Raw genomic sequence first — 18,117 nt, 5'->3', positions numbered from 1 at the left:
TTGATGACAATTCTGGGAATTTCCTATCTGGCCCTTGGCCTCTACTACTGGACCATGTCGGTCACGCCGGGGCCAAACAATGTGATGCTCACTCTTTCGGGCGTCAACTTCGGCTTCAACCGAACCTTGCCTCATATCCTAGGCATCGCTTCGGGTTGCGCAGTCCAGACCTTTCTGTTGTGCCTTGGACTCGGCTTCATCTTTCATGAGTTTCCGGTCATTCAGCAGGTTCTGAAGTGGGCAGGTGCCGCCTATCTGATCTATCTGGCACTCAAGCTGGTCGGCGCCAAGGTCGCAAGCGGCGTTCAGGCGCCGCCCCGGCCCTTGAGCCTGTTCGATGCGGCTTCTTTCCAGTTCATCAATCCCAAGGCTTGGGTGAAAGCAACGACGACAGCCACCATCTTCATGCCGGAAGGTACTCCCATTCTGGCGTCCGGACTTGCAATCTTTTCACTTTGTACATTGGTCAATATTGCGTCCTCTTCCCTTTGGGCCGGTTTCGGCGTCGGAATCCGCAAGCTTCTGTCCAATCCGAAAATGCTGCGTGCATTCAATCTGTCGATGGCCGCCCTGTTGATCGGCACAGCTGTCTACGTCGTTCTTTCCTGATTTTTTTAGCGTCTCCGTGACTATTTTGATGATTATCAGATCGGAGACGCATTCTTCTTTTTCATATTATTCATTTTTAGAGAATCCCCATGAAGATCGCGATTTTAAGCCATGTCGATCCTGGCTTTCTGGATGAAATATTATCGGACAATATTCTGTACAGGCCAGACGTTTTAAAAAAGGGGAAACGTTGCTTTCAACGTTTTCTAAAGGAAAACGATGTTTGCGCCCTCGTGATATCGGGCTTTCTCCCGGTCGATTTTCTTTCCGAGTGGCGCTCCAGGGACAAGCCGCGCGGGTTGGTGGTGTTCGTTGGCACGGGCGGCTTCGAAACAAATATGCAGCCCGTCGCGGAAGAGAATGCGCCTTTGCCGGTCACGCCGGATAGGGATCAGCCCGCTCCTGTGCCGAGGCGAAAACAGTGCATCGCTTCCAGCCTGAACATTCAGGTACGTCAGGCCGAAGGTATCATGTCAGCTCTGACCTGTATCGAGAAGCAGTGGATCGACCAGAGACCAGTGAATGCCATCGTGCCGATGGGCAGAAAATCCAATCGTGAGCACGTCACCTTCGTTGGGGCGGGGCTCGTCAACCTGATCAGTGCGCATTTCGCCGTCCGTGTCGGCATGTCCGTGCGCATCGTCGAAGCGGCGCCGGATCCTCGACATGGCGAAGACTGGACCCGCTATGGATGCAGTTCGGGCGGTGCGAATGCCCGTATGTTCACGCTGTCGGAAATGGATAATTACAATTGCCGCCATGCCCATCAGGATATGAACTGGCAATTCTCTCGAAGCGTTGCCCAGAATGGCTGGAATGTCTGTGACGCTGCGCGCCTGTCCGGCGAGGAGAAGACCTGGATCGACGATTTCGAGCGAATCCCGAGTTGGTTGGCTGAGTCCTATAATCAGGACATCTTCAAGTTCAGCCGTGAAAGCAAATCTCTTTGGGAACAATGGATGGAGGAAGATCCGGAGCTGTTTTCGGACAGCGTGACGACGCGCGATATTCTGCGAATTTATTCCGACGCCGATCACCTCCAGGCGTCGCTCGCACGGCAGGACAGGATCGGCGCGACCATTCGGACGGTTTCCGTCAGCGACATTTCTGAAGAGCAGCCTATCCTCAAGACGGCCGTCGACGGGGGACTTATCGCAGGCGGGGTCTATGTTCATGGATTTACAGTGAACGTCCATCGGTTCATTGCGGCGCTGATTGAACGGCTTGAGACAGGGGGCGTTGCCTTCGACTGGCAGACGCGAATGGTGTCCATCGGGCAAGGAACAGGCGGAACTGTCGAAGGTATCAGTCTCGAGAGCGGCGAAGTGGTCCGGGGAAACATTGTCATTTCGCCGGGCGCCTACGGCAACGGCGTTTTGCATGGAACCTCGGCGCATCGCCAGATTGCTGGCGTTCTGGGTGCCTGGCTCACCGTGCCCGACCGGGAGGGCGGCCTCAGGAATTCGCTGAAGCTTGCACGGAAAGGCCATATCGTGGAAGACGCGAATGTGACGGTGGCACTGGACGAAAACGGGGAACGCGTCGCGATCATCGGTTCCGGCTACGGTTTCACCGGCTTTGACCCCTACAACATCGACCAGGACCTTCTCGGCCGCATCTATTCCGGCATTCGGGATACTGCCCGTCATTATTTTCCGGAAAGCTACGCGCAGAGCGTGGCGGAAGGGTCACTTGATCGCAGTCTGAAATACTGCGTTCGACCCTGGACGCCCACGGGTCTCGGCGTGTTCGAGGCCCTGCGAGCGGCAAATGATGACAAGCTGATCGTCGTTGGCGGGCACAATACAGGCGGCTTTGCCCAGGCTCCAGCGACCGGCATGGCGGTCATTGCCTCCATTCGCGGGCGTCAGCATGACATGCATCGCGATTACAGGCCCAACCGCTTCCGTTCCTTTCTCAGCGCATGAGACGGCTGGAAACGGCTGACGGCACTTTCGGACTCATGCAGCTGGAGGGTAGCCGGGATGGGCCACATCTCTATCCACTGTTTCACGCAGACGGCGGGCAAGAGGTCTGGACCTATCTCCGCGACGGCCCGTTTCGAACGATGGACGAATACGTTCGGCATCTCGATGGCTTCGCCGGGCGTCATGGTCTTCTGGCGTTCGTTGTCCGGGAAGCCGCATCCGCGAGGCCGGTCGGCATGTCTCTCATCATCCACATCAGCGACAGGACAGAGAGTGTCGAGATAGCCTATGTCCTCTTTGCTCCAGACGTTCACGGCAAGGGCGTTGCCTTCGCCGCGGTGCAGGCCTTGCTGGAATACATTTTTCAGGATCTCGGCAAGATGCTCTGCATCTGGAAATGCGACAGCCTGAACGCGAAATCTGCAGGTTTGGCGCGCAAGCTGGGATTTCGACAGACGGAAGAGATCAAGGGCGATTTCGTCGTGAAAGGCCGTCTGCGCGACAGTCTCGTGTTCCAGATGCAGGCGCAAGACTGGCAGGCGCAGGATCGGTCCTTAAGAGGCTCAGGCATGCGGTGATGCCGGAGCCATGGGTCGCAAGTGCCATTATCCGGCTTTTCGCTCGGAGAGCATACGCCCGACGATGATGACCAGAACGCCTGCCAGTGCCAGGCAAACGGAGAGGAAGAACATCGGCGCGATGGTGCTTCCCGTCGAATCCTTGATCCAGGGTACGACGTTCTGGGCAATGAAGCCGCCGAGGTTACCGACCGAATTGATGGCGGCGATCCCGGCTGCGGCTCCGGCCCCTTTCAGGAAACGCCCCGGCAGGCTCCAGAAGACCGGTTGTCCGGCAAAGATACCGGCCGCGGCGATGCACAGAAGCGCAAACTGCAGGATCGGGGCTGAAATGACTGCCGAGAGGGCGAGGCAGATCGCGCCGATGAAGGCTGGACCGACGATGTAGGGCGTCTTGTTCTCCGTCTTGTCCGCCGCGGAAGGAATGATCCAGAGCGCCAATGCCACGATCAGCCAGGGGATGATGTTGATGACGCCGTTCATGGTGTTGGAGACGCCGAAGCCCTGCACGATGGTGGGCAGCCAGTAGCTGAGCCCGTAAGCAGCCAGCGGAAAGCCGATATAGCAGAGCGACATCAGAAGAACGCGCGGATTGATCAGCGCCTTGAAGCCATTGTCGGCATGTTCGTCCATGCCTGCATTTTCCTGTGCCAGACGGTCAGCCAGCCATTGCTTTTCAGCATCGTTCAGAAATTTCGCGCTCTGCGGCGTATCGTCCAGATAGAGGAACGTCGCGATGCCGGCGATGACCGCAGGAATACCGGTTGCAAGGAACACCCATTCCCATCCGGCCAGCCCCAGCACACCATCCAGATCCAGCAGCATTCCGCCCAGCGGTGCGCCAAGTGCGTTGGCAAAGGCGCTGAAGATCATGAACAGGCCAACCATGCGGCCGCGATAGTCCTTCGGGAACCAGAGCGTCAGCAGATAGAGCACGCCGGGGAAAAAGCCGGCTTCCGCAACACCCAGCAGAAAGCGCAGGATGTAGAACATCGTCGGGCTCTGGGTGAAGGCGAGCGCAATGGTGATGAGACCCCAGGTCACCATGATGCGGGTGAACCAGACACGCGCGCCGAAGCGGTTCAGGAACAGATTGCTCGGCACCTCGAACAGGAAATAGCCCACGAAGAACAGCGAGGCACCCAAACCATAGGCATATTCGCTGAGACCCAGCGCATCCACCATCTGCAGTTTTGCATATGACACGTTCTGCCGGTCGATATAGGCGATGAGATACAGAAGACCGAGAAAGGGCATAAGCCGCCAGGTGATCTTCGCGATCAGCGATTTTTCAGAAACCACGGGGTTCCTCCAGAAAATGCGAAACAGGGAAAGAGGCTCCCAAGCCTTCCGGTTGCACATAGAGGATAGCCCTCGCGAAACAAGATTGTTTATCAGTTTCGCCAGGAAGAAGGAGCACACGGCATCCGCTGTCGCTCGTGCTTCATGTTGCCCGCGGCTTCGAAAACTGCTAGATAACCGGTCATGGGATCGAAATTCGGATGTCTCGCGAACCAGTTTATCGTGCTGCAGGACCACAAGCGTCTGCCGGCACGTTTCTTCGCGCGCATTTCCGGTGCTCTGAACAGCCGACTTCGTAGCGTCTGACACTTCGTCGTCGGTGGCCGATGCTGCCGAATTCATATCCCCTCATTTCCAAAATCAAATGGATGGCAGCCATGAGCGCACCTCGTACTCTCTATGACAAGATCTGGGATGATCACGTCGTTTCGACCGATGAAACCGGCACCTGTCTTCTCTACATCGACCGTCACCTCGTGCATGAAGTGACGAGCCCGCAGGCATTCGAAGGTCTGCGCATGGCGGGCCGCAAGGTGCGCGCGCCGGAGAAGACGCTGGCCGTGGTAGACCACAACGTTCCCACGACCATGGATCGCTACACCGGCATCCAGAACGAGGAAAGCCGCATCCAGGTGGAAGCGCTGGCCCAGAACGCCCATGATTTCGGCGTCGAATATTACTCGGAAAAGGACAAGCGTCAGGGCATCGTCCACATCGTAGGGCCGGAACAGGGCTTTACTCTTCCGGGCATGACCATCGTTTGCGGCGATAGCCACACCTCCACGCATGGTGCCTTCGGCGCCTTGGCGCACGGCATCGGCACGTCGGAAGTCGAGCATGTTCTCGCCACACAGACGCTGGTGCAGAAGAAAGCCAAGAACATGCTGGTGCGTGTGGATGGCAAGCTGCCGGCTGGTGTTACCGCCAAGGATATCATTCTCGCCATCATTGGCGAAATCGGCACGGCAGGCGGCACCGGCCACGTTATCGAATTCGCAGGCGAAGCCATCCGTTCGCTCTCGATGGAAGGCCGCATGACGGTCTGCAACATGACGATTGAAGGCGGTGCCCGCGCCGGTCTCATCGCGCCGGACGAAACCACGTTCGAATACATCAAGGACAAGCCGCGCGCGCCGAAGGGCAAGGCCTGGGACATGGCGCTCGACTACTGGAAGACGCTGCATTCCGACGAAGGCGCGCATTACGATCGCGTCGTCGCTCTCGATGCCGCCAACCTGCCGCCGATCGTGTCCTGGGGCTCGTCGCCGGAAGACGTTATTTCCGTTCAGGGCGTCGTGCCGAACCCGGATGATATCGCCGATGAAACCAAGCGCACGTCCAAGTGGCGCGCACTTGACTACATGGGCCTGAAGCCGGGCACCAAGATCACCGATATCGCGGTCGATCGCGTCTTCATCGGTTCCTGCACCAATGGCCGTATCGAAGATCTGCGCGCTGCTGCAAAGGTTGTCGAAGGTCACAAGGTGGCGTCCACCGTATCCGCCATGATTGTTCCGGGTTCCGGCATCGTGAAGGAACAGGCGGAAGCCGAAGGTCTGGACAAGATCTTCAAGGAAGCCGGTTTCGAATGGCGCGAGCCGGGTTGCTCCATGTGCCTGGCCATGAACGACGACCGCCTGAAGCCGGGTGAGCGTTGCGCCTCCACCTCGAACCGCAACTTCGAAGGCCGTCAGGGCTACAAGGGCCGCACGCACCTCGTTTCGCCTGCCATGGCCGCCGCTGCAGCCATCAAGGGCCACTTCGTCGATATCCGCGAGTGGAAGTAAGCGTCTAACTCTTCAGTCTGATGGATCAAATGCCGGGTTCGGAAGAGCCCGGCATTTTTGTGTGTCGGCAAAACAGCACATGATGAAGCTAAAAAGATCCCCTCCCCAGCCCTCCCCACAAGAGGGAGGGAGCAGGTTGAGTACGCCGCAGTCATGGTAATTTATGAAAATAAAACAGAGGCTTGCCAAGGATGCAAGTGGACTCCCTCCCCCTTGTGGGGAGGGTTGGGGAGGGGATCTTCATCGCCCATCGACATGCCTTGATCCGATCCGACCCACCGACGTTCAAAAAAATCGTCGCCTTCTCCAATATTTTTTCGCCGCTCACTCCGCCACCCCCTCGCACTCATGTTTCAATTCCCTCGTTCCGCAACGGTTACACCAGCAGGCGTGCTGGCGATGCGGAGCCGGCGCGGGTGTGAAGGGCAAGACGCAAAACCTTCACCTCCGGGTTCGCGGAAAATGGTCTCCCTCTGGCGACACGGGGGAAATGGAAGGGCGTCGGATCTAACCCTCCATTTCATCTCCGAACTGGCGCGTCAGGCGTGCCTGTGTGGCACACATGGGGAATGGTGTCGGGAAGGTCTGTCGGGTCAAGTCCGCCGGATCACCGGGAGCCGATGGGGTATCAAACCCTTTCCGGCAGCCATTTCAGGCAGAGAGACCGAAGTCGCGGGCATAAACCGCTGAACGGGGCGCTGAGAGGTGTCACCTTCTACTACCATATCGAGGCAGCTTTCAGCGCCCCGACCGCATACCCCGTATCCCGACACGATACGGCCCGAACTGACCCTCACACCACGGGCACTCTGTGCCGCGTGGGCGCGAAGCCGTGTCCGCGTTCTGACGGCGCTGTTCTGGTGCCGATTTCCGGGGTGGACTGGAAATAAATGTCAATTTCCGCCATATAGGCGTCAATATGCAGGAAAGCCCGCAAGACCAAGGTGGCGTCGATGGCTGATACGGTAGAATTCGCGAAGATGAACGGGCTTGGCAACAAGATCCTGGTCGTCGATATGCGTGGCCGCAAAGATCGCGTTACCCCGGAAGCGGCCATTGCGCTGGCTGCCGATCAGGCCACGAACTTCGATCAGATCATGGCGATCCACGATCCGAAGCTTTCCGGAACGGATGCCTATATCGACATCGTCAATTGCGATGGCACGCGGGCGCAGGCCTGCGGCAATGGCACCCGTTGCGTGGTGCAGGCGCTTTCCGCTGAAACGGGTCGCAAGGCCTTCACCTTCCAGACGCTGGCGGGAATTCTGAATGCGCAGGAGCATCAGGACGGCACCATTTCCGTTGATATGGGCAAGCCGGTGTTCCAGTGGGACAAGATCCCCCTGTCGGAAGAATTCCACGATACCAGCCGAATTGAACTGCAGATCGGACCGATCGATAATCCCGTGCTGCATTCGCCTGCCGTCATGTCCATGGGCAATCCGCATGCCATCTTCTGGGTGGATCGCGACCCGATGACATTCGAACTGGAGCGTTTCGGTCCTCTGCTCGAGAATCATCCCATGTTCCCGGAAAAGGCCAATATCACGCTGGCACAGGTCATCTCGCCAACGGAAATGGTAACCCGCACTTGGGAGCGTGGCGCGGGCCTCACGCTTGCCTGCGGCTCCGCTGCCTGTTCCGCAGGTGTTTCCGGTGCGCGCACAGGCCGAACTGAACGCAAGGTGGATATCATTGTTGCCTCCAGCCCAAATCGCGGCAAACTTTCCATTGAGTGGCGGGCCGACGATCACGTCATCATGACGGGACCGGCCGAGTGGGAATGGTCGGGCAATCTCGATCCGGTTTCTGGCAGTTTCACACGGGATCCAGAGCCTGAGGTGCAGGCGCAGTGAGCGGTGTCGAAGTCATCACCTTCGGCTGCCGTCTGAACACTTACGAATCCGAGGTCATGCGGGCAGAGGCGGAGAAGGCGGGGCTGAACAATGCCGTGCTCGTCAACACCTGCGCTGTCACCGGGGAGGCCGTGCGTCAGGCGCGCCAAGCCATTCGTCGTGCCCGGCGGGAAAACCCGCATGCCCGCATCATCGTCACCGGTTGCGCGGCGCAAACGGAAGCCGCCACCTTCGGCGAAATGCCGGAAGTGGATGCCGTTCTCGGCAATGAGGAAAAGCTGAAAAGCGCCTCCTACCGCGCCTTGCCGGATTTCGGCGTGTCAGCCGAAGAGAAGCTGCGCGTCAACGATATCATGAGCGTGAAGGCCACCGCCCCGCAGATGGTGAAGCACATAGACGGGCATGTGCGCGCCTTCATTCAGGTGCAGAACGGCTGCGATCATCGCTGCACCTTCTGCATCATTCCTTATGGCCGCGGCAATTCCCGCTCAGTGCCCATGGGGGCCGTCGTCGATCAGGCGCGCAAACTGGTGGCGGAAGGCTATCAGGAAGTGGTGCTGACCGGCGTGGATGCCACCAGTTACGGTGCCGATCTGCCGGGAACCCCGACGCTTGGGCTTTTGGCGAAGACGTTGTTGAAGCAGGTGCCGGAGATCTTGCGGCTGCGGCTTTCATCCATCGATAGCATCGAGGCAGACAGCCATCTGTTTGACCTTCTGGCCGATGAGCCGCGCTTCATGCCGCATCTGCACCTCTCGCTCCAGCATGGCGATGACATGATCCTGAAGCGGATGAAGCGGCGGCATTCCAGCGCCGATGCATTGGCTTTCATCAATCAGGTGCGCAGCCTTCGCCCGGATGTAAGTTTCGGTGCCGATATGATTGCGGGCTTCCCGACCGAGACGGACGAGATGTTCGAGAATGCGGTTCGTCATGCGCAAGACTGTGGGCTTTCCTTCCTGCATGTCTTCCCCTACAGCCCGCGACCCGGCACACCGGCGGCGCGCATGCCGCAACTGGATCGGGCGCTGGTGAAAGAACGCGCGGCACGAATGCGGGCCGTTGGCGATAAGCTTCTCCTCTCCCATCTCGACAAGATGGTCGGGACGCGCCACATGATCCTTGTGGAGCAGAGCGGATTTGCCCATACGGAAAACTTCTCACTGGTTGCAGCTCCCGGTTTGAAGCCGCGCGATATGGTGCCGGTGATGATGACCGGTCATAACGGCAAACATCTGACAATGCAGGTCGACGCTGCCGCTGCGGCGTGACGGAACGGAACATTTTATGGCGCTGGGGTTCATCAAGAAGGTCTTCTCGTTCGGCAAGGACAAGCCTGCGGAGGAGAGCAAGGCATCGGAAGCTCTGACGGCTGACGATAAGGCGTCCATAGAGGCGGAGCTTGAGCCGCATTCGCGCGAAGAGGACCTCCCGGTTTCGCCGGTCGATCCTGTCGCAACGATCGAGATGGAAACCGCAGGCGGCCCCGCTGATGACGCGGCAGAGGTTGATGAGCCGGTGTTGCTGGCCCCTGCCGAACTTCCGGGTGAACTGGGCCTTGTCCCGCTTTCGCTGCTAGAGGCTGAGGCTGAAAGCTCTGATGGCGATCAAAGCCCACTCCCCTCTGTCCTGCCGGACATCTCCCCCTCAAGGGGGGAGATCGACTCGCCGCGAAATGACCATCCTCTCGTTGATGTTGCGGATGCTGAACCGCGCTTACAAGTAGGTGGTTCTTCCCCTAAGCAGGATGTAGGACAATACAGAAGCCCGGAATCGATCTCCCCCCTTGAGGGGGAGATGTCCGGCAGGACAGAGGGGCGTAACGACACGGTTACCCCAACGCTGTCCGAACCCGTCCTTCCCAAAGGCTTCGCCACTCGCAAGGAAGCCGCCCCGGTCGAAGCTGCGCCAGAGGTCAAACTCTCCTGGTTCCAACGGTTGCGCGAGGGGCTTTCGCGCACATCCGCGCAACTGACCGGCCAGATCGCGGCTCTCTTCACCAAGCGCAAGCTGGACGAGGCGACGCTGGAGGAGCTGGAAGACCTGCTCATTCAGGCGGATCTTGGCGTGGAAACGGCGATGCGCATCACCGATACGCTGTCGTCCGAACGCTATGGCAAGGATGTGACGGGTGACGACGTGTCGCGCATCATGGCGAGCGAAATCACCAAGGTTCTGAAGCCGGTGGCCAAGCCGCTGGAGCTGGATCTTTCCCACAAGCCGCATGTCATCCTCGTCGTCGGCGTCAATGGCACCGGCAAGACCACCACCATTGGCAAGCTGGCGGCCAAGTTGTCCGGCTCGGGCCTCAAGGTTATGCTGGCGGCGGGCGATACCTTCCGTGCCGCTGCCATCGAGCAGTTGAAGATCTGGGCGGATCGTACGGGCTCGGAATTCATCGGCACCAAGCTTGGCGCGGATGCGGCCGGCCTTGCCTATGATGCCTTCGAACAGGCCAAGGCGAAGAAGTGCGACGTTCTGATTATCGATACCGCCGGCCGTCTGCAGAACAAGGCGGAGTTGATGGCTGAGCTGGAAAAGATCGTCCGCGTTCTGAGCAAGCTGGACCCGGATGCGCCGCATACCGTCCTCCAGACCCTTGACGCAACGACCGGCCAGAACGCAATGAACCAGGTGGAAATTTTCCGCAACGTGGCTGGCGTCAGCGGTCTCATCATGACCAAGCTGGACGGAACCGCACGCGGCGGCATTCTGGTGGCCATTGCCGCCAAGCACAAGCTTCCGGTCTATTTCATCGGTGTTGGCGAGGGGATCGACGATCTTGAACCCTTCGAGGCGGAAGATTTTGCGCAGGCAATTGCGGGTGTGTCGCATTGATGCCACAGAAAACCGCTTTGCACCTATTCTTTCAACACCTTCATAAAGACGCGCCCAATGCCAAGCCTTGAAAGCGATACGACGCCGACGCGTCAGGAAAAGGAAAATCCGGGCCTGAAAATGGCGCTGGAACTCGGGCCTTTGCTTGTGTTCTTTTTTGCCAACTTGCGGGGCGAATGGCTGGTCTCCAAGTTTCCAGCGCTCTCAGCGCTAGGCGGACCGCTGCTGGTGGCGACGGGCCTTTTCATGGCGGCAACGGTTATTTCGCTGATCGTCTCCAAGATCGTTTTCAAGCATTTGCCGGTCATGCCCTTCGTCTCCGGTATCGTGGTCATGATCTTTGGCGGCCTCTCCATCTGGTTGCAGGACGAGACCTTCATCAAGATGAAGCCGACCATCGTCAACACGCTGTTCGGCGTTACGCTGCTGATTGGCCTGTTGTTCGGCAAATCGCTGCTGGGCTATGTCTTCAACGCAGCCTTTCAGCTGACGGATGAAGGATGGCGCAAGCTGACTCTCCGTTGGGGCATTTTCTTCCTGTTTCTTGCCGTGCTGAACGAAGTGGTCTGGCGCAATTTTTCCGACGCCGTCTGGGTCAACTTCAAGGTTTGGGGCACGATGCCGATCACCATTGCCTTCACGCTGGCGCAGATGCCGCTCATCATGAAACATTCGCTTGAGCCGAAGTCCGAGGATGGAAAGTGAGCACGGCGGACGCCTATCCCGCCCGCAACGGCAGCAGCGGCCATTACTGGTTTGCGGTCGCGCTCATCATTCTGCTGGCACAGATCATCGCCGAGCATTTCATGGGGCGGGTGTGGATCTGCACCTGCGGCACTGTGAAGTTGTTTGAGCCGGGCGTGAACACGCCGGGCAATTCCCAGCATCTGGCGGATTGGTACACGCCGTCGCACATCATCCATGGCTTCCTGTTTTATGGCCTCGGCTGGCTGGTGCTGCGCAAGGCTTCGTTTGCCAAGCGTCTTACGCTTGCCACCTTCATCGAAGCGGCATGGGAGCTTCTGGAAAACTCCCCCATCATCATTGACCGCTATCGATCCGCAACCATGGCCATCGGCTATGAAGGCGATAGCATCCTGAATTCGGCCATGGATACCATCTTCATGGCGCTTGGCTTTCTGTTTGCCGCGCGGGTGCCGGTCTGGGTCACTCTTGTTGTCGCTATTATTTTCGAGATCTTTACCGGCTGGCTGATCCGCGACAACCTGACCCTCAACGTGCTGATGCTCGTTTATCCGCTCGATGCGGTCCGGGCCTGGCAGGGGGCGCTGTAAAGCATTTCCAGCAAAAGTGTGCAGCGGTTTTGCGTCCGGAAATGCGTCATAACAAGGAGTTGGATCAGACTTGCGGCGTCAGGGCCTTCTCGATGGCGGGCAGCAGATCCTGGCTGACGCTGCGCTCATCGAAAGGCCCGACGCGCTTGTAGAGGATCGTGCCATCCGGAGCGACGAGATAGCTTTCCGGAATGCCATAGACGCCCCAGTCGATCGCGGCCTTGCCGTTCGGATCAACGCCGATGGCCTTGTAGGGATTGCCGAGTTCGCCCAGGAAACGCAGCGCGTTGTCGTTGCGATCCTTGTAATTGATGCCGACGATAGTGATCCGGCTATCCTTCGCGAGCTCCTTCAGGAGCGGATGCTCCTGACGGCAGGGTACGCACCAGGACGCAAACACATTCACCAGGGTCAGCCTGCCCTTGATCGCGGCATCGGTAAGCGCAGGCGTTTGCGACCCTTCCAGCGGTGGCAAGGCAAGTGAAGGCGCGTGTTTGCCGATCAGAGCCGAAGGAATGGCAGACACATCGCGTCCATTCACATCCTGATCATACAACATTTTTCCCGCCACTGCGGCAAAGCCTGCGAAGATCACCAGCGGGATCAAGGCAAAGCCATAACGTCCGAGGCCACGCTTTTCGGGCGTTTCCTCCGTTTGAAGGGGAGCCGTCATGCCTGTTTGCCCTCAGTCACGGGAGGAGAGGACCGGCGACGGATACCGGCGGCCTCCAGTTCAGCCATTTCGTTCCGGCGGGCGCGACCATCCAGAAGGGTCCAAGCTATAACGGCAAGTGTAATCAGCGCCGTCACACCGTAGGAGGTAAAGATATAGAAAGCGTGGCTCATCTCTCATACCTCCCGGCTTGCGTTACGGGCTGCCAGACGCCGCTGGGTCGCAATGCGACGACGCCATATCTCATTGCGCATGGCCGTGATATGCAATGTGAAAAACAGCAGCGTGTAAGCAATGGCCATGACCAGCAGCGGACGCAAAAACTCTCCGTCGATGGTCGGTCCATCCATGCGGATGACACTGGCTGGCTGATGCAGCGTGTTCCACCAGTCCACCGAGAACTTGATGATTGGGATGTTCACAAATCCCACGAGGATCAGCACCGAAGAAACCCGCGCAGCCCTGGACGGATCGTCCATGGCACGGTTCAGCGCGATGATGCCGAGATACATCAGGAACAGGATGAAGACGGATGTGAGCCGCGCATCCCACACCCACCACGTGCCCCACATGGGTTTCCCCCACAGCGAACCTGTGATCAGCGCGATCAGCGTAAAAGCGGCACCAAGCGGAGCTGCGGCCTTATGGGAAACATCGGCCAGCGGATGACGCCAGACCAGCGTGCCAATGGCCGACAGCGCCATGACGGAATAACACATCATCGAAAGCCAGGCCGCAGGCACATGGATGTACATGATCCGCACCGTATCGCCTTGCTGGTAATCCCCCTCAGTCGTGAAGGCGAGGTACAGCCCGGCTGCGAAGAGCAGGCAACAGAGGCCCGCCATCCACGGCAAAAGGCGTTCCGCAAGCGCGAGGAACCGCGTCGGGTTGGCAAGGTCGCTGAATTTGCGGATGGCGAGGCTTTCGGTCATGTAATCCTTTTAGGGGTGGCTCCCCGTCTTTCCTTGATTCTAGTCAATCCCCGGCATTGCGCAACGCCAGCGCAGCACCGAGCGGGCCAATGACGGCAAAAAACATCGTGATGGCAACAAGAATCAGAAAGGGCGGCAGGAAGGGTGCCGGATCTTCCACCGCTGCATAGGATGCGCTGACGCCAAAAATCAGCACGGGAATCGTCAATGGCAGAACGAGGATGGAAACCAGAAGCCCCCCTCTCGGGAGTGTGACTGCCACTGCCGCCCCGACAGCGCCGATGAAGGCCAGCGCCGGAGAACCGACCAGCAGGGTCAGCATGACGGCACCGATCGCCACCTCGCTCATATTCATGAACAGGCCGAGCAACGGAGAAGCGATCACCAGTGGCAGAATATTGGCCAGCCAATGCGCGAGGCACTTCACCAGAACTGTCAGCACCAGCGGATGCTCCTGCATCAAGATAAGATCCAGCGAGCCATCGTCGCGATCGGCCTGAAACAGCCGGTCAAGACCAAGGAGTGCAGCAAGCAGCGCGCCGATCCAGACGATGGCGGGACCAATCCGCGATAGAAGATTGAGATCCGGCCCTACCCCGAAGGGAATGACCGCCACCACTGTCAGGAAAAACAGGATACCGATCAAGGCGCCGCCGCCAGCACGGAAAGACAGTTTGAGATCGCGAAGCAGGAGGGCGATCATGCTTCCGCTCCTTCCATGGCCGCAAACCCAAAGCCCTTCATTTCCAACCGCCTCACATCAAGAAGCTCAAGCGGCTGATGCGTGGCGGCAAGGATCATGCCGCCCCTGGCCTGATGTTCGCGCATGAGCCGTGCCAGCAATGCCTCGGCGTTGATATCCAGTGCGGCTGTCGGCTCATCGACAATCCAGACCGGTCGGTAGGCCACCAGAAGCTTGGCGAATGCCATGCGGCGTTGTTGCCCGGCGGAAAGATAACCAAAGGGGAGATGTAATACCTGTTCAAGCTCGACCGCACGCGCTGCTTGCGCAATTGAACAGCCCCTTCCGCCCTCAGCATCACCAAAAAACGACTGCCAGAAGCTGAGGTTTTCCCGCACGGTCAGTTCCATTTTCATGGCGTTGCGATGCCCGAGATAATGGCAGGCTTCGGCAAGCCTGGAGGCTTTTCGGGTCTGGTCATACCAAAGGCTGAGGCCGCCGGAAGCCGGCTGAATCAGACCCGCGGCGACCCGCAGCAGCGTCGTTTTCCCCGACCCGTTCCGGCCGGTGAGAAGAAGGGCCTCACCCGACTGCAAGTCGAAGGAAATATTAGAGAATATGAAATCTTCACCGCGCTGGGCGGAAAGGTTTTCGGCGGCAAGCCGCATCGGTTCGCACCTTGTTCATTCTGTTGCGGGAAGACCAGAAAAAAATCGTTTCGATAGCCATTGATGGTCTGGAACACTTCTTAGAAATTATCTATAAGCTTCGCAACCACGCCAGCGGCCGGCGTGATTTTCACTTTGCGCCGGACCTGAAGATTTTTCTTCTCGTGCGGACAGCGGAAATGGTCGTACCCGCATCCTGATGTGCATGAAGTGCATAGGCGTCCGCACGCGCGTGTTGGCTCTTGATATCAGCGGGGTTACTTCTCGTGTCTAAATCTCTCGACAGCTTCAATTGCCGGTCCGTTCTGACCGTCGATGGCAAGGATTACGTCTATTACAGCCTACCGAAGGCAGAGGCCAATGGCCTGCCGGGCGTTTCCAAGCTGCCCTTCTCGATGAAGGTTCTTCTGGAAAACCTGCTGCGCTTTGAAGACGGCAAGTCGGTCACCAAGGAGCACATCCTTTCGGTTGCCGAATGGCTGAACAACAAGGGTAAGGTCGAGAACGAAATCGCCTATCGTCCGGCTCGCGTTCTGATGCAGGACTTTACCGGCGTTCCCGCCGTTGTTGACCTCGCTGCCATGCGCGACGGCATCAAGGCCCTCGGTGGCGACCCGGAGAAGATCAACCCGCTCGTTCCTGTCGATCTCGTGATCGACCACTCGGTTATCGTTGATGAGTTCGGGACTCCCAAGGCGTTTGCCCGCAACGTTGAACTCGAATACGAGCGCAACGGCGAACGTTACCGCTTCCTGAAGTGGGGCCAGCAGGCGTTCAAGAACTTCCGCGTCGTTCCTCCGGGCACAGGTATCTGTCACCAGGTGAACTTCGAATATCTCGGCCAGACGGTGTGGACGAAGGAAGAAGACGGCGAGACCATCGCTTATCCTGACACCTGTGTCGGCACCGACAGCCACACGACCATGATCAATGGTCTGGGCGTTCTGGGCTGGGGCGTTGGTGGTATCGAAGCGGAAGCCGCCATGCTCGGCCAGCCGGTTTCGATGCTTCTGCCGGAAGTCATCGGCTTCAAGCTGACCGGCACGCTGAAGGAAGGCGTGACCGCGACCGACCTCGTTCTGACGGTCGTCCAGATGCTGCGCAAGAAGGGCGTGGTTTCCAAATTCGTCGAATTCTACGGCACGGGCCTCGACACGCTCCCGGTTGCCGACCGCGCGACGATCGGCAACATGGGTCCTGAATACGGCGCAACCTGCGGCTTCTTCCCGGTCGATTCCGCCACCGTTGGCTATCTCGACATGTCGGGCCGCACGAAGGACCGTATCGCTCTCGTTGAAGCCTATTCCAAGGCTCAGGGCATGTGGCGTCAGGGCGATGGATCCGACCTCGTCTTCACCGACACGCTGGAACTCGATCTCGGCGACGTCGTGCCGTCCATGGCTGGTCCGAAGCGTCCGGAAGGCCGTCTGCCGCTCGAAACCATTGCTCCGAACTTTGCAACCGCTCTCGAAGGCGATTACAAGAAGCCGGGTCAGCTCGATACGCGTTGGGCTGTTGAAGGCACCGATTTCGATCTCGGCCATGGTGACGTTGCAATCGCCGCCATCACGTCCTGCACCAACACTTCGAACCCGAGCGTTCTGATTGCTGCTGGCCTTCTCGCCCGCAACGCCGTTGCCAAGGGCCTGAAGTCCAAGCCGTGGGTCAAGACCTCGCTTGCACCGGGATCCCAGGTTGTCGGCGAATATCTTGAGAAGTCCGGCCTGCAGAAGGAACTGGACGCGCTCGGCTTCAACCTCGTCGGTTTCGGCTGCACGACCTGCATCGGCAACTCCGGCCCGCTGCCAGCACCGATCTCCAAGACGATCAACGACAAGGGCATCATTGCCGCTGGCGTGCTCTCCGGTAACCGCAACTTCGAAGGTCGTATCTCGCCGGACGTTCAGGCGAACTACCTGGCTTCCCCGCCGCTCGTGGTTGCCTACGCTCTCGCCGGTACTGTCCAGAAGGACCTGACCAGCGAGCCGCTCGGTGAAGACCGCGATGGCAACCCGGTTTACCTGAAGGACATCTGGCCGACCTCCGCCGAAGTGCAGGAGTTCATCCAGAAGTACGTGACCCGCGAACTGTTCGAGACCAAGTATGCAGACGTCTTCAAGGGCGACGCAAACTGGCAGGCTGTGCAGGTTCCGGAAGGCCAGACCTATGCCTGGGACGACCAGTCGACCTATGTGCAGAACCCGCCTTACTTCGTCGGCATGCCGAAGCAGGCTGGTGTCGGCACCGACAACATCGTCAACGCCCGCGTTCTCGGTCTCTTCGGCGACAAGATCACCACCGACCATATTTCTCCGGCCGGTTCGATCAAGGCGCAGTCCCCGGCTGGTGCCTACCTGCTCGGCAACGGCGTATCCGTTGCTGACTTCAACCAGTACGGTACACGCCGTGGCAATCATGAAGTGATGATGCGCGGCACGTTCGCCAACATCCGCATCCGTAACTTCATGCTCGGCCCGAACGGCAAGGAAGGCGGTTACACCGTCCACTATCCGTCCAAGGAAGAGATGTCGATCTACGACGCTGCCATGAAGTACAAGGCCGAAGGCACGCCGCTGGTCATCTTTGCAGGCGTTGAATACGGCAACGGTTCTTCGCGTGACTGGGCTGCCAAGGGTACCAACCTGCTCGGCGTTCGCGCTGTCATCGCGCAGTCCTTCGAGCGTATTCACCGCTCGAACCTGGTCGGCATGGGCGTTATCCCGTTCGTCTTCGAAGAGGGCACGAACTGGCAGACGCTGGACCTGAAGGGTGACGAAACGGTCACGATCGAAGGTCTCAACGGCGAAATCAAGCCGCGCGAGTGGAAGACGGCCAAGATCACCTACGCAGACGGAACGGTGAAGGAGATCAAGATCCTCTGCCGCATCGACACGCTGGATGAAGTCACCTACGTCAACAATGGCGGCATCCTGCAGACGGTTCTTCGCGATCTGGCTGCCTGATCG

The 18,117-nt window shown here is 58.7% G+C and carries 17 protein-coding genes; 11 read left to right on the top strand and 6 right to left on the bottom strand.

The window, feature by feature from the left end; genetic code table 11:
- Nucleotides 1-3 precede the first annotated feature (3 nt).
- From G6N80_RS12225 to G6N80_RS12215, 3 genes are all read left to right on the top strand, one after another.
- Nucleotides 4-609 carry a LysE family translocator gene (locus G6N80_RS12225; protein WP_206531713.1) on the top strand — a complete coding sequence of 202 codons (606 nt, stop codon included), beginning with the start codon at nt 4-6 and terminating at the stop codon, nt 607-609.
- A gap of 233 nt (nt 610-842) precedes the next feature.
- The gene (locus G6N80_RS12220; RefSeq protein ID WP_165134091.1) at nt 843-2,537 is read left to right on the top strand and encodes an NAD(P)/FAD-dependent oxidoreductase; all 1,695 of its coding nucleotides are present in this window, start codon (nt 843-845) and stop codon (nt 2,535-2,537) included.
- Nucleotides 2,538-2,572: 35 nt separating this feature from the next.
- Nucleotides 2,573-3,115, top strand: a complete 543-nt coding sequence (locus G6N80_RS12215; RefSeq protein WP_165134088.1) for a GNAT family N-acetyltransferase — start codon at nt 2,573-2,575, stop codon at nt 3,113-3,115.
- Between the two features lie 27 nt (nt 3,116-3,142).
- Here the strand turns inward: G6N80_RS12215 and G6N80_RS12210 are convergent, their stop codons facing one another.
- Nucleotides 3,143-4,417: an MFS transporter gene (locus G6N80_RS12210; protein ID WP_165134086.1), complete on the bottom strand. Its 1,275-nt coding sequence runs from the start codon at nt 4,415-4,417 to the stop codon at nt 3,143-3,145.
- 377 nt (nt 4,418-4,794) lie between these two features.
- Here G6N80_RS12210 and leuC point away from each other — a divergent pair, with 377 nt between their 5' ends.
- The 6 genes from leuC (at nt 4,795) to G6N80_RS12180 (ending at nt 12,193) form a co-directional block, all read left to right on the top strand.
- Nucleotides 4,795-6,204, top strand: coding sequence for a 3-isopropylmalate dehydratase large subunit (gene leuC, locus G6N80_RS12205; RefSeq protein WP_165134084.1), 1,410 nt, complete (start codon nt 4,795-4,797; stop codon nt 6,202-6,204).
- A 953-nt stretch (nt 6,205-7,157) separates the two neighbouring features.
- Nucleotides 7,158-8,060: a diaminopimelate epimerase gene (gene dapF / locus G6N80_RS12200; protein WP_062556148.1), complete on the top strand. Its 903-nt coding sequence runs from the start codon at nt 7,158-7,160 to the stop codon at nt 8,058-8,060.
- Complete coding sequence (gene mtaB, locus G6N80_RS12195; protein ID WP_165134082.1) at nt 8,057-9,331, top strand: tRNA (N(6)-L-threonylcarbamoyladenosine(37)-C(2))-methylthiotransferase MtaB; 1,275 nt, start codon at nt 8,057-8,059, stop codon at nt 9,329-9,331. Before dapF ends, mtaB begins: the two co-directional genes overlap by 4 nt.
- A gap of 16 nt (nt 9,332-9,347) precedes the next feature.
- Nucleotides 9,348-10,898, top strand: coding sequence for a signal recognition particle-docking protein FtsY (gene ftsY / locus G6N80_RS12190; protein WP_165134080.1), 1,551 nt, complete (start codon nt 9,348-9,350; stop codon nt 10,896-10,898).
- A gap of 57 nt (nt 10,899-10,955) precedes the next feature.
- Nucleotides 10,956-11,603 (top strand): septation protein A, encoded by a 648-nt coding sequence (locus G6N80_RS12185; protein ID WP_165134078.1) that lies wholly within the window; start codon nt 10,956-10,958, stop codon nt 11,601-11,603.
- Nucleotides 11,600-12,193 (top strand): DUF2585 domain-containing protein, encoded by a 594-nt coding sequence (locus G6N80_RS12180; protein WP_165134076.1) that lies wholly within the window; start codon nt 11,600-11,602, stop codon nt 12,191-12,193. Before G6N80_RS12185 ends, G6N80_RS12180 begins: the two co-directional genes overlap by 4 nt.
- A 64-nt stretch (nt 12,194-12,257) precedes the next feature.
- Here G6N80_RS12180 and G6N80_RS12175 read toward each other — a convergent pair whose 3' ends face one another.
- From G6N80_RS12175 to ccmA, 5 genes are read right to left on the bottom strand one after another with little or no spacing between them, the layout of a single operon-like run.
- Nucleotides 12,258-12,866, bottom strand: coding sequence for a DsbE family thiol:disulfide interchange protein (locus G6N80_RS12175; RefSeq protein WP_165134074.1), 609 nt, complete (start codon nt 12,864-12,866; stop codon nt 12,258-12,260).
- The gene (ccmD, locus tag G6N80_RS12170; protein WP_165134072.1) at nt 12,863-13,039 is read right to left on the bottom strand and encodes a heme exporter protein CcmD; all 177 of its coding nucleotides are present in this window, start codon (nt 13,037-13,039) and stop codon (nt 12,863-12,865) included. Before ccmD ends, G6N80_RS12175 begins: the two co-directional genes overlap by 4 nt.
- A 3-nt stretch (nt 13,040-13,042) precedes the next feature.
- Complete coding sequence (locus G6N80_RS12165; RefSeq protein ID WP_165134069.1) at nt 13,043-13,801, bottom strand: heme ABC transporter permease; 759 nt, start codon at nt 13,799-13,801, stop codon at nt 13,043-13,045.
- A 43-nt stretch (nt 13,802-13,844) separates the two neighbouring features.
- Nucleotides 13,845-14,504, bottom strand: coding sequence for a heme exporter protein CcmB (gene ccmB, locus G6N80_RS12160; RefSeq protein ID WP_062556156.1), 660 nt, complete (start codon nt 14,502-14,504; stop codon nt 13,845-13,847).
- On the bottom strand, nt 14,501-15,151 hold the full coding sequence (gene ccmA, locus G6N80_RS12155; protein WP_062556157.1) for a heme ABC exporter ATP-binding protein CcmA: 651 nt from the start codon (nt 15,149-15,151) through the stop codon (nt 14,501-14,503). Before ccmA ends, ccmB begins: the two co-directional genes overlap by 4 nt.
- A gap of 11 nt (nt 15,152-15,162) precedes the next feature.
- Between ccmA and G6N80_RS12150 the strand changes: the two genes are divergently transcribed.
- Complete coding sequence (locus G6N80_RS12150) at nt 15,163-15,351, top strand: hypothetical protein (RefSeq protein ID WP_062556158.1); 189 nt, start codon at nt 15,163-15,165, stop codon at nt 15,349-15,351.
- Nucleotides 15,352-15,417: 66 nt separating this feature from the next.
- Nucleotides 15,418-18,114, top strand: a complete 2,697-nt coding sequence (gene acnA, locus G6N80_RS12145) for an aconitate hydratase AcnA (RefSeq protein WP_062556159.1) — start codon at nt 15,418-15,420, stop codon at nt 18,112-18,114.
- The last annotated feature ends 3 nt before the right edge of the window (nt 18,115-18,117 follow it).

It is taken from the genome of Rhizobium rhizoryzae (assembly GCF_011046895.1).
Lineage (GTDB): Bacteria > Pseudomonadota > Alphaproteobacteria > Rhizobiales > Rhizobiaceae > Neorhizobium > Neorhizobium rhizoryzae.
Note: the sequence above shows the minus strand (reverse complement) of the source record. Positions and strands in the feature narration are given on the sequence as shown.

Bases quoted from the DNA above. Each gene is read 5' to 3' on its own strand.
- G6N80_RS12225 (WP_206531713.1), top strand. From the start codon at position 4: ATGACAATTCTGGGAATTTCCTATCTGGCCCTTGGCCTCTACTACTGG.
- G6N80_RS12215 (WP_165134088.1), top strand. From the start codon at position 2,573: ATGCAGCTGGAGGGTAGCCGGGATGGGCCACATCTCTATCCACTGTTT.
- leuC (WP_165134084.1), top strand. From the start codon at position 4,795: ATGAGCGCACCTCGTACTCTCTATGACAAGATCTGGGATGATCACGTC.
- dapF (WP_062556148.1), top strand. From the start codon at position 7,158: ATGGCTGATACGGTAGAATTCGCGAAGATGAACGGGCTTGGCAACAAG.
- ftsY (WP_165134080.1), top strand. From the start codon at position 9,348: ATGGCGCTGGGGTTCATCAAGAAGGTCTTCTCGTTCGGCAAGGACAAG.
- G6N80_RS12185 (WP_165134078.1), top strand. From the start codon at position 10,956: ATGCCAAGCCTTGAAAGCGATACGACGCCGACGCGTCAGGAAAAGGAA.
- G6N80_RS12175 (WP_165134074.1), bottom strand. From the start codon at position 12,866: ATGACGGCTCCCCTTCAAACGGAGGAAACGCCCGAAAAGCGTGGCCTC.
- ccmD (WP_165134072.1), bottom strand. From the start codon at position 13,039: ATGAGCCACGCTTTCTATATCTTTACCTCCTACGGTGTGACGGCGCTG.
- G6N80_RS12165 (WP_165134069.1), bottom strand. From the start codon at position 13,801: ATGACCGAAAGCCTCGCCATCCGCAAATTCAGCGACCTTGCCAACCCG.
- ccmB (WP_062556156.1), bottom strand. From the start codon at position 14,504: ATGATCGCCCTCCTGCTTCGCGATCTCAAACTGTCTTTCCGTGCTGGC.
- ccmA (WP_062556157.1), bottom strand. From the start codon at position 15,151: ATGCGGCTTGCCGCCGAAAACCTTTCCGCCCAGCGCGGTGAAGATTTC.